Source organism: Streptomyces viridosporus (genome assembly GCF_002078235.1).
GTDB lineage: Bacteria > Actinomycetota > Actinomycetes > Streptomycetales > Streptomycetaceae > Streptomyces > Streptomyces viridosporus.
Genome location: NZ_MSGP01000623.1, coordinates 473 through 1,110, shown reverse-complemented (window position 1 = coordinate 1,110; position 638 = coordinate 473). Strand labels below are relative to the sequence as shown.

General features: G+C 68.2%; 1 protein-coding gene. It reads right to left on the bottom strand.

From position 1 onward, the window contains the following. Window positions 1–22 precede the first annotated feature (22 nt). The coding region (locus B7L92_RS43040; protein WP_255311268.1) for an ABC transporter substrate-binding protein at window positions 23–638 on the bottom strand (616 nt) is incomplete at its 5' end.

Below are 638 nucleotides of genomic sequence, written 5' to 3'. Positions count from 1 at the left end.
CGGCCCGGGACCGGACGGGTCGTCAGTCGCTCACACCTCGGCCGAGCTCCCACAGCTGGAGAGTGGCGGAGGAGTTGAGCGCGTAGGCGGTGCCCGTGATGTCGTCGCGTGCGGCGACGTACTGCTTGCCCTGCCACAGCGGCAGCACGGGGACGTCGTCCGCCACGATGTCCTGAATGTCCGTCAGGCTGCCGGAGGCGGACAGCCGGTCGGCCTGGCGGCGGGACTGCGGGATCAGGTCCTTGCGGATCTTGCTGCTGACGTACGGCGAGCCGAGGAAGTTGTCGGCGTCCAGGAACGGGGCGAGGAAGTTGTCGGCGTCCGGGAAGTCGGGGAACCAACCCATGCCGTAGACGTCGTACTCGCCCTTCTGCCCGGCCGGACGGAAGGTCGACCAGGGGGTGCCCTCGATGTCGACGTCGAACAGGCCGCTGTCGTTGAGCTGCTTCTGGAGCTGCTCGAACTCGCTCTTGGTGGCCGGGCCGTAGTGGTCGGTGGTGTAGTGCAGCGTCACCTTCACCGGAGTGCTGACCCCGGCCTCCTGCAGCCGGTCGCGGGCCTTGGCGGTACTGGGGTCGCCGTACGTGTTGAAGAACGAGTTGGAGTGGCCGGTGACGCTCGCCGGGACCAGCGAGTAC